This window comes from Corynebacterium sp. HMSC065H09 (assembly GCF_001812845.1).
GTDB lineage: Bacteria > Actinomycetota > Actinomycetes > Mycobacteriales > Mycobacteriaceae > Corynebacterium > Corynebacterium jeikeium_D.
Genome location: NZ_KV810578.1, coordinates 1 through 8,119 on the forward strand (window position 1 = coordinate 1; position 8,119 = coordinate 8,119).

Annotated in this window: 7 protein-coding genes and 2 tRNA genes; 4 read left to right on the forward strand and 5 right to left on the reverse strand. The window is 57.9% G+C overall.

The window, feature by feature from the left end; all coding sequences use genetic code 11:
* Window positions 1-114: 114 nt before the first annotated feature.
* Window positions 115-187: transfer RNA gene (locus HMPREF2878_RS02560), tRNA-Lys, on the reverse strand.
* A 662-nt stretch (window positions 188-849) separates the two neighbouring features.
* On the opposite strand from HMPREF2878_RS02560, the gene HMPREF2878_RS02565 reads away from it, so the two are divergent.
* Window positions 850-2,019 carry a L,D-transpeptidase gene (locus HMPREF2878_RS02565; protein WP_070652789.1) on the forward strand — a complete coding sequence of 390 codons (1,170 nt, stop codon included), beginning with the start codon at window positions 850-852 and terminating at the stop codon, window positions 2,017-2,019.
* Window positions 2,020-2,072: 53 nt separating this feature from the next.
* Here HMPREF2878_RS02565 and HMPREF2878_RS02570 read toward each other — a convergent pair whose 3' ends face one another.
* Complete coding sequence (locus HMPREF2878_RS02570) at window positions 2,073-2,756, reverse strand: LuxR C-terminal-related transcriptional regulator (protein ID WP_080985607.1); 684 nt, start codon at window positions 2,754-2,756, stop codon at window positions 2,073-2,075.
* A gap of 61 nt (window positions 2,757-2,817) precedes the next feature.
* Window positions 2,818-4,023, reverse strand: coding sequence for a sensor histidine kinase (locus HMPREF2878_RS02575; protein ID WP_065421715.1), 1,206 nt, complete (start codon window positions 4,021-4,023; stop codon window positions 2,818-2,820).
* Window positions 4,024-4,172: 149 nt separating this feature from the next.
* Here HMPREF2878_RS02575 and HMPREF2878_RS02580 point away from each other — a divergent pair, with 149 nt between their 5' ends.
* Entirely contained in the window at window positions 4,173-5,189 is a 1,017-nt protein-coding gene (locus HMPREF2878_RS02580; RefSeq protein ID WP_083310805.1) for an FtsX-like permease family protein, read from the forward strand.
* Window positions 5,190-5,291: 102 nt separating this feature from the next.
* On the forward strand, window positions 5,292-6,086 hold the full coding sequence (locus HMPREF2878_RS02585) for an ABC transporter ATP-binding protein (protein ID WP_069359094.1): 795 nt from the start codon (window positions 5,292-5,294) through the stop codon (window positions 6,084-6,086).
* Window positions 6,087-6,189: 103 nt separating this feature from the next.
* Here the strand turns inward: HMPREF2878_RS02585 and HMPREF2878_RS02590 are convergent.
* Window positions 6,190-6,265 (reverse strand) — tRNA-His (locus tag HMPREF2878_RS02590).
* A 142-nt stretch (window positions 6,266-6,407) separates the two neighbouring features.
* Complete coding sequence (gene orn / locus HMPREF2878_RS02595; RefSeq protein WP_069359325.1) at window positions 6,408-7,061, reverse strand: oligoribonuclease; 654 nt, start codon at window positions 7,059-7,061, stop codon at window positions 6,408-6,410.
* A 281-nt stretch (window positions 7,062-7,342) separates the two neighbouring features.
* On the opposite strand from orn, the gene HMPREF2878_RS02600 reads away from it, so the two are divergent.
* On the forward strand, window positions 7,343-7,987 hold the full coding sequence (locus HMPREF2878_RS02600) for a TetR/AcrR family transcriptional regulator (RefSeq protein WP_069359324.1): 645 nt from the start codon (window positions 7,343-7,345) through the stop codon (window positions 7,985-7,987).
* Window positions 7,988-8,119 lie beyond the last annotated feature (132 nt).

The following is an 8,119-nucleotide window of genomic DNA, read 5'->3' on the forward strand; positions in this document are numbered from 1 at the left end:
CCGGAAAAGACACACTTTTCTTTACTTAACCCCATTTTGTCGTTTAACCCGCACCTGCGCTTGTTGTGCAACAAAAAGACCGGGAGGGTATTTCTACCTTCCCGGTCTGTATTGTGCGCCATCAGGGACTCGAACCCCGAACCCGCTGATTAAGAGTCAGCTGCTCTGCCAGTTGAGCTAATGGCGCTTACTGTTTCCTGCTTGGTGCTCTCTGTGTGAGCTCCTCGCCGGCAACGAGAAGATATATAACCAGGTTTCTGATTGTTTGTAAAATCGGCTGGTCAGATGCTGTTTTTGAATTGATGTTTTTGCATGTTTTTTGAAAGGTTTTGCGCAACCGTTTGAAAAAAGTTCAAAAAAAGTTTGGAAATCCTCAAAGTGGGGTAGGGCCTGTATCAAAGGCATCAACGTCGGAGCGTGCGTAGATGCCCCAGTGGCGTTCGGTTACGTTCGGCAGTGTTCAGTAACGCTCGGTAGCGTCCGGTGGCACTTTTGAATAGCGAACTGATTACTTTTCGGTAACGCAGCTTCAAGGGGGCGCTGTTTTCCCAGGTCGGTTGAAGTGCCCCGGTTTTTTTGGGGTTGCACAGCAATTTTCCAGAGGGTTAACTGTAGGAACCGTTGGGCTACTTTGCGTGCTGCGCCCTGTGAGGGGTTGATGACTGCGATTGGGCAGTCAATAAGGCTTTTCAGTTAGGGCGAGCGTTTTATCGGTGGCTAGTGCCGCTGCAGGGCAGTCTGACCTTTTTCGAGGGCGCACCAGGGGCTGTAGCAGGACTCCGCTGTGTGTCGCAGTGTGTCCCCGGGACTTACTACTTAATAATTGCACTGTTGGAGTGAAGCACGATCATGCGGCAATCTTTTAAGCGCCTGTCGATGGCGGTGGTGACATTTGCGACCACCATCTCGCTAGCTGCTTGTACCGTCGGCGGAGATAATGCCGAGCAGCAAGAGGCGGAGAAGCCAGACGTTGGTCTTGTCGCCAGTGTGAAGGACGACGCCACCGATGTTTCGGTGGTTGACCCGATTTCGGTTCAGGTGGAAGAGGGACATCACCTGGACAAGGTTGTTATGACCAACCCTGAGGGCAAAGAGGTCAAGGGCAAGCTCGACTCCAGTGGTACCAAGTGGACCACTGCAGAACCCCTGGGCTACTCAAAGACCTATGAGATTAACGCCACCTCGGGCACAGAAAAGCTGGCTACTTCTTTCACCACCGTCGAGCCGACTTCTCAGGTAAATGGTTACCTGTCCCCGCTGGATGGTTCCACCGTGGGTGTCGGTCAGACTATTGCTGTGAAGTTCAGCGCGAGTATTTCGGACCGCAAGGCTGCTGAGGAAGCAATTAAGGTGACCACCGAGCCTAAGGTGGAAGGCGCTTTCTACTGGCTGAATAACAGTGAGGTGCGCTGGCGTCCAAAGGAGTACTGGAAGCCGGGGACCAAGGTTACCGTGAAGTCCGATATTTACGGCACGGATCTTGGTGACGATATGTACGGTGCGGAGTCCGCCGAAACCAGCTTCACTATCGGTGATGAAGTCATTGCTATCGCTGATGACGCGACGAAGACCATGGTCATTAAGAGGAACGGTGAAGTCGTAAACTCCATGCCTATCTCTATGGGGTCGAATGTTCACCCGACTCCGAATGGCCAGTACATCATCGGTGATCGCAACGAGACCATGGTGATGGACTCTCGTACCTACGGCCTGTCTCTGGAAAACGGTGGCTACGTCACGCCGGTTAACTATGCAACGCAGATGTCTTACTCCGGTATCTACGTCCACGGTGCACCGTGGTCAACGTGGGCACAGGGCAGCGTCAACCAGTCTCACGGCTGCATCAACGTCACTGACGCCAACGCTAAGTGGTTCCTGGACAACACTAAGCGCGGTGACATCGTGATTGTGAAGAATACGATTGGTGAGACGCTCTCCGGTGTTGATGGACTAGGTGACTGGAACATTCCGTGGGAGACCTGGAAGAAGGGCAACGCCGACGAGACCAGCTCCTGGTAGCTCATGTCCTCTAAGTGAGGCCATCATTTAAGCCACGCGGGTTAGTCCGTTTCCTAATCACCCAACATTCCCAGCTCCTGCGCCCGAGCAACAGCCGCGGTGCGGGAGCTGACGTCTAGCTTGGTGAAAATATGTACCAGATGCGATTTCACAGTCGCTTCGGTGAGCACCAGCTGTTCTGCAATTTTTCTATTCGACATACCCCGCGCGACCAACTCGAGCACTTCGAGTTCGCGCGGGGTTAGTGCTGTACTGGGGTTGCGCATCCGACCCATCAAGCGCCCGGCCACTTGTGTGTTCAGCACGGTCTCGCCGCGAACGGCACGACGGATACCATCGATGAGCTCCTCCGGAGCGGCATCCTTCAGCAGATAACCAACTGCGCCTGCGGTGACAGCGCCGAGCACATCGGAGTCCGAAGAATAATTGGTCACCACCAACACTTCTGGGGCCTTTGCGCCGCGCCCGGCCAGTGCGCGGATGGCTGCGGTGGCATCAACTCCGCCTGCGCGGGTAGCAGTGCCAGGGGCCTCACCAAAGCGAAGGTCCATGAGTACCAGATCGATGTGGTCGCAAGAGTCGTCGTCAAGCGATGCGCGCACCTTCTCGACCGCCTCGTCACCGCTGGCCGCCTCGCCAACCACGACGATATCCGGCGCCGATTCAACGACTGCGCGAAGACCAGCGCGGACGATGGGGTGATCGTCGGCGATGAGGACTCCGATGGGCTTGGTCACCTGGCTAACTCCTCGGGTGATGTGAATGGTCGTTTCCTACCTGCATACCAGGCGCGGGACTTTAAGAGGCGAGCTCGTGCGGGATGCTGACGCTGACACCGCAGCCACGCCCCGGTTCCGACTCGATGGTGAAGGTGCCGCCGAGCTTCTCCACGCGTCGGCGCGCGTTGGCGATCCCCACGCTGTCGTCGTTAGTTGGTGCGGTGGGGTCGAAGCCGATGCCGTTGTCGACGCAGTCGAGCAGAACCTCGTCGGGCTGGTAGGTCAGGGTGACACGGCAACGCGTGGCGTGTGCATGCTTGACGACGTTCGCCAAGCTCGCCTGGGCCACCCTGATAATGGTTGCTTCGACGGTGGCCGGCAGCCGCGTGGGTGTGCCGTCGACGCAGAAGCTGACAGCATCGCCCAGCACCGTGGAGGAGCAGACCTTCTCCAACGCACCGGATAGGTCTGCGCCTTCGAGGGGAGCCGGCTGAAGTGCTGCGATGATGCGCCGGGTCTCGGCGAGATTGTCGGCCGCAACCTTGCGGGCGAGCTGTAGCGAATCCACCGAGGTCTGGTCATGCTGAGTGGGAGCACTTTTCATGCGGGACTCCACCGAATGCAGCAGCAGCTGGATGGAGGAAAGCCCCTGCGCCACGGTGTCATGAATATCGGCTGCGAGGCGTGCGCGTTCGTCCAGCTCACCGGCACGACGGGACAGTGCTTCCGAGTGGGCGCGGGCAGCTGAGAGCTCCTCCAGCGCCTTGGTCTTTTCGATAGTCTCCTTCTGCAGGAGCCGGAACCCCAGCCCCACCGTGAGTACAAACGTCCCACCCAGAATGGGGCCGAGGACACCACCAAATGTCAGCGGAGTATGGATAGCGATGGCGCCAATTGCCGTCGCCGTTGTCGCCGCCACCATGATTACGGCCATAAGGCCGCCGGTTACCTGCAAAATTACGAAAAACAGTGGGAAAACCAGGAACGAGGCGTCCAGCGTTGCAAACGCCAACGCCGCCCAGCACAGCAGCAGAATCACAAGCCAGCCCAACAGCAGGCCACGCGGCTTAGTCAGCGCGACCTCGTTGGCTACGTTGCCATGCCGAGCCTGCCCAATCGGCCCAATGGAACCTGCAATGTACACCGCTAGAAAGCACGCCGCATAGGTGATGATTCGCCACTGCGGATCCGGAACCACGCATACCGCCAGCAGCACCAGCACCAAAACATCCAGGGCAAACCGCAGTAATTGCCAGCTGCGATTCAGGGTCTCAGGAGTATCCACGCTCTCGAGCTTAGGGCAGTTCCACCTGCCAAAACACCGCTGACAAGCCGGAATTGTCAACATCAACCGAAAGTTGGAGACGAAGTTCAACCTCCCTGGCGATTAAATCCGCCTTTGAATCCACGACCATAATGAGTATGTACCAGTCAATGAAAGAACTTCGAGCCGCTCCAGGCCGTGCCGCACTGATCACCATCACCGTCGGGATGATTGCTGTGATGGTCACGTTCCTCTCGGCTTTGGCCGCCGGCCTGTCCGCCCAGTCCGTCTCCGCACTGGACGAGGTCTACGACAAAAACGACGCCGTCGTCATCTCGGAGGGGGCCACGTCGCTGTCGTCGTCAAGTATCGGCGAGACGGCGCGAAAGAGCGTCCAGACGTGGGCGAGCGACAACGGCGCAAACGTCCGCGATGTCTACGTCAGTCGTGCGCGCGTCGATGAAACGCCCGTCACCGTCATCTCCGACTTTTCGCTTAACGACGACCAGGTGGCCGTCACCGACGGTGTCGGTGAAACCGCCATTGCGGAAGGTGACTCGCTGACCCTATCTGGCGCGATGGGCGAGCACGAGACCACCGTTGCTCGCGTGGCGGGGGATAAGTGGCTGGATCACCAAGCGGTCATTTATGCCGGGCGCGGTGTGATGGAAGACCTGACGCCGGGGCAGATGGTGCCGGCGGCGATGGTTGTCGACGAGTCTGCGACGCAGCTGCCGAATGTCCCGGAAGGAACAATTCTGCGCGACGGCGAGCGCAATAACCTGTCGGCTTCCTATCAGGGCGAGCAGACCTCGCTGAACGCGATGACCTCGATGCTGTATGTGATTTCTGCGCTGGTGGTAGGCGCGTTCTTCACAGTGTGGACTGTTCAACGACTGCGTGGTGTGGCCATTTCCTCGGCGCTCGGTGCGTCCCGCTCCGTGCTGGTGGCTGACTCTCTGGCGCAGGTCCTGGCCGTGCTGGCAATCGGAGTCGGCGGCGGTGTTGCGGTGACTGCAGCGGCGGGCTGGGCTCTGCAGAGCGGCGACGTCATGCCAATTGTGGTCGATGCTTCCACGACCGTCGTGCCGGGGCTCATTCTGGCCGTGACCGGCGTAGTTGGTGCGCTGCTGGCACTGGTGCCGGTATTCCGCGTCGATCCGACCACCGCATTGGCGAATGCGTAGTGGCTCGTTAGTACGGCCTAGCACGGCGGCTTCCCACAGAACACTCACATCGCGTTAATCATGCACAACCTGCAACTGAGGAATTGAGGAATTGAGGACAAAATGACTACCTACATCGACAACCAGGCTCCCGTGGCACTCGCTCTAAAGAACATCTCGCTGACCGTCCAAGATGGCGACAACAAACGCACCATTTTGGATGACATCTCGCTGAAGATCCGGGCAGGCGAGGTAGTGGGACTGGTCGGACCATCGGGTTCCGGCAAGTCGACTCTGTTGACCATCGCAGGTTGTTTGAAGAGTGCCGATACCGGACATGTCACGCTGTACTCCAACAAGCAGGACGCGAACGGTGCAGGCGCGGACGAGAGTGCGGAAAGGAAGGCCATTGATCTGAGCGCTCGCGGCGCGGATGCTGCCAAGATTCGTCGCGAACACATCGGCATCGTTTTCCAGCAGCCGAATCTTCTGCCAGCGCTGACGGTTAAGCAGCAGCTCATCGCAATGCGGCGACTGGGCCGTGTTTTCGGGTGGCCGGCGGGTGGCCGTCGTGAAGCGGAGAAGCGCGCGGATGAGCTGCTAGAGGCAGTCGGCCTGACTGGGCTGGGAAACCGTCGCGTGAGCCAGCTTTCCGGTGGTCAGCAGGCACGCGTCAATGTTGCGCGCGCACTGATGAATGAGCCGGAAGTGCTGCTAGTCGACGAACCGACCGCGGCTTTGGATCAGAAGAGTGCAGGGGCGGTGACGCGACTGATTATGGATGTGACGCGGAAGATGGGTGTGGCCACCCTGTACATCACCCACGACCTGGGGCAGCTTCACGGTGCCGACCGAATCGTGGAGATGGTTGACGGCAAGCTGCAGTCCGCGGATGCAGGCTTGGTGGCTACTCGGTAGTGACTATGGGGGGGACTTAGCAGCAAAAAGGCCCACCCCGGCGACGCGCCGGGCGGAAACACAAAAACCCTCGGCCCGGAAAAACCTGGCCGAGGGTTCTACTTGGGGTGACTGACGGGACTCGAACCCGCGACACCCAGGATCACAACCTGGTGCTCTACCAACTGAACTACAGTCACCATTACCGCATTAAAGGAGCTGTTTTCTCAGCTCATCTCTGCAGCGAACTATATGGTAGCCCACAGTGGGCTGGAAACAAAAACAGCAGGTCAACCCGGATGAATTTGGGAAAGGGTGGGGTTTGGGTCGTCGTAAAGCGAGCTAGCCGCGAATCTCACCGTACTTTTCCGTCGATTCCTTGCTTGCGGCAGAAATAGCGTCGCCTTCGGGGCCGGGGTGGGGCAGAAGCATGGCGCGGCGGTAGTAGTCCAGCTCGCGGATCGACTCCTTGATATCTGCAAGAGCTCGGTGAGCGAGACCCTTTTCTGGAGCGCCCTTGAGAACCTGGGGGTACCAGCGGCGGGCCAGTTCCTTGAAGGAAGAGACATCAATCATGCGGTAGTGCAGGTACTGGTCGAGCTCTGGCATGTAGCGGTGAATGAACTTGCGGTCGGAGGCAATCGAGTTGCCTGCCAGCGGAGCGGTGCGGGGCTCAGGAACCCACTGACGGATGTAGTCCAAAACAGCCTGTTCGGCGTCGGCGACATTAGTCTTGCTGTCGCGAATTTCCTGATCCAGGCCGGACTTCGCATGCATCTTGGTGACGAAATCGTCCATCTGCGCCAATTCGGTCTCGGACGCGTGCACGACAATGTCCACGCCTTCCCCGAGGACGTTGAGGTTGGCATCGGTGACGAGAGCCGCGATTTCGACAATGACGTGGCGCTCGGGTTCGAGGCCCGTCATCTCACAGTCAATCCACACGATGCGGTCGAGCTCAGGGGAGAGCTTGAGATCGGGATCGGGCTGAGCCATGATTTCACCTTTCGCTGAGATTCGGCATGATTCGGCAGTGCGCCTCATTTTGTGCCCGGACTGGGCTGTGGGCACACGCTGACTACGCCCAGCTTAGCGATGTGGATTGTGCTGTGGTCGGGCGTGTGGATTGCCGTGTGGTTTGTGGAGCGAATTGTGGGGGAAACGAAATTAACTGGAACGAAAGATCTTAGAATTGGGCAACGGGGCATGAACTAAATCGACCTATTTGCCTGATAAAATTACTTCTGAGTTCGGATTCCAACGGGAGAAATAGTTACATGGATGAGACGAGGCGTGTTGGCGACGCTGCTCAAAGCACCACCGCGGCACAGAAACCATCCGTCGATGATGTCATCATTGCCGCTGCGCGCGAAAGCGTAATGACTGTGGGCTTGCGTAGGACTTCGATTGCAGAAATTGCTCGTAAGGCAGGGGTTTCGCGTCCGACCGTATATCGTCGATACGCCGATATCGGTGAGCTTCTCGCGGAAGTGACCAACCGCGAAATCCTGCACCTGCTTGAGGGCCTCCGTTATGTCCCTGGCGATTCGCGCGCTCGTATGTTGCTGCGTATTCGAATCGTCGTCCAACGCATCATCGAAGGTGACTTTTTCCCTGGCCTAGTCAAGACAGACCCTGACCGCGTATTAGAAGTGCTCACTGGAGAGATGAGCGAAACGCAGATGGAAATTGTGGAGAGGTTCATTCTCCCCGGTGTCCGTCACGGGCAGGAAGACGGCACTATTCGCGAGCACGATCCATATCTGCTTGCGCGCAACATTTACCGTCTGATTCAGACGATGGTGCTGGTGTGGCGCCCGGATGGCAAAGACGCGGCGCTAGACAAGAAATCTGTCGAAGAGGTCGTCGACATGGTCGACCGTTACTTGCGCCCGGATCCTGCGGATAACAAGAAGAACTAAGAAGTAAAAACCCGCCTGATGCTGGTATAAAACCAGTTCAGGCGGGTTATTTTTGCGCCCCCAGAAGGATTCGAACCCACCCATGAAGACGCTATGAACGGGTTAAGTAGCAAAAAGTGTGTCCGCTCGGCG

What these genes read in the sequence shown, in the direction of transcription:
- HMPREF2878_RS02565 (WP_070652789.1), top strand. Translation starts at nt 850, where the DNA reads ATGCGGCAATCTTTTAAGCGCCTGTCGATGGCGGTGGTGACATTTGCG.
- HMPREF2878_RS02585 (WP_069359094.1), top strand. Translation starts at nt 5,292, where the DNA reads ATGACTACCTACATCGACAACCAGGCTCCCGTGGCACTCGCTCTAAAG.
- HMPREF2878_RS02600 (WP_069359324.1), top strand. Translation starts at nt 7,343, where the DNA reads ATGGATGAGACGAGGCGTGTTGGCGACGCTGCTCAAAGCACCACCGCG.
- HMPREF2878_RS02580 (WP_083310805.1), top strand. Translation starts at nt 4,173, where the DNA reads ATGAAAGAACTTCGAGCCGCTCCAGGCCGTGCCGCACTGATCACCATC.
- orn (WP_069359325.1), bottom strand. Translation starts at nt 7,061, where the DNA reads ATGGCTCAGCCCGATCCCGATCTCAAGCTCTCCCCTGAGCTCGACCGC.